Origin of the sequence: Protofrankia sp. CiP3 (assembly GCF_917627345.1) — a bacterium.
Taxonomy (GTDB): domain Bacteria; phylum Actinomycetota; class Actinomycetes; order Frankiales; family Frankiaceae; genus Protofrankia.
Genome location: NZ_CAKJTM010000074.1, coordinates 8,742 through 10,230, shown reverse-complemented (window position 1 = coordinate 10,230; position 1,489 = coordinate 8,742). Strand labels below are relative to the sequence as shown.

Below are 1,489 nucleotides of genomic sequence, written 5' to 3'. Positions count from 1 at the left end.
TGTCCGTCGGCCCGGAGTCGACGACGGCGCTGATGACAGCCGCCACCATCGGGCCGCTGGCCACGGGGGACCCGGGCCGGTACGCGGCCCTCGCGGCGGCGCTTGCGGTTGTGGTCGGGCTGTTGGCGCTCATAGCGGGGGTGGTGCGGCTGGGGTTCGTCGCCGACCTGCTCTCCCAGCCGATCCTGGTCGGTTACCTGGCCGGTGTCGCCGTCATCATGATTGCCGGTCAGCTGGGCAAGACGACCGGTGTTCCCGTGTCGGGCAAGCATCTGTACGGTGAGATCGCGTCGTTCATACATCACGTGGGGGCGGCCCAGGCGGGCACCGTCGTGCTCGCCGCGACCGTGCTGGTGTTCCTTTTCCTGCTCGAGTGGCGCTGGCCTGGCGCGCCGGGGCCGCTGCTCGCCGTCGTACTGGCCACAGCCGTCGCCGCGGTGTTCGATCTGCGCGCGCGTGGGATCGCGGTCGTCGGCGGCATTCCCGGCGGCCTGCCCCGGCCGACGCCGCCGGCTGTGGAAGACCTGGCCAAGCTGGTGATCCCCGCTCTCGGGGTGCTGTTCGTCGGGTTCACCGACAACATGCTGACCGCCCGGGCGTTTGCCAGCCGCGCCGGCCACGGTGAGATCGACGCGGGCGGGGAGCTGTTCGCGCTCGGCGCGGCCAACCTCGGTACCGGGCTCCTGTCCGGCTTCCCGGTGAGCAGCAGCGGCAGCCGCACCGCGCTCGGCGCCGCCGCTGGCAGCCGCAGCCAGCTGCACTCGTTGGTCGCTGTCGTCGCCGTGGTCGGTGTGTTGCTGTTCCTGCGCCCGGCGCTGGCCGCTTTCCCGACGGCCGTGCTCGGCGCGATCGTCATCTATGCCGCGGTCCAGCTGGTGGATGTGGCGGGCTTCCGGCGCCTGGCCCGGTTCCGGCGCAGCGAGCTGCTGCTCGCGCTCGCCGCGCTCGCCGGTGTGCTCACCTTCGACATCTTCTACGGCATCCTGATCGCCGTCGCCCTGTCGCTCACCGACCTGTTGACGCGGGTGGCGCGGCCGCACGACGCGATCCTCGCCCGCGTGCCCGGGGTCGAGGGCATGCACGACATCGACGACTACCCGGGCGCCGAACTCATCACGGGCCTCGTTATATACCGCTACGATTCGCCGATCTTCTTCGCCAACGCGCAGAACTTCCGTCGCCGCGCGCGTGCCGCTGTCGGCGAGATGGCGCGACGAGGCCCCGTCGAGTGGTTCGTCCTCAACATGGAGGCGAACACCGAGGTCGACATCACCGGTCTGGACGCTCTGGAGGAGCTACGCGCGGAACTCGCCGGCCGGGGCATCGTCGTCGCGCTCGCCCGCGTCAAACAGGAGCTGCTCGACGCTCTTGTCGCCCATGGCGTGGCCGGCCGGATCGGTGCCGGCCGCATCTTCCCGACCCTGCCCGCCGCGATCGCCGCGTACACGGAGGCCGCCGGCCTCGCAGATAAGAGCGCCCGAGGATAGGA

At 71.2% G+C, this 1,489-nt stretch carries 1 protein-coding gene; it reads left to right on the top strand.

Annotation, left to right across the window (positions count from 1 at the left end):
* Positions 1-1,487: SulP family inorganic anion transporter (locus MJ797_RS19860; RefSeq protein ID WP_239337929.1), on the top strand; the 1,487-nt coding region annotated here is incomplete at its 5' end.
* Positions 1,488-1,489 lie beyond the last annotated feature (2 nt).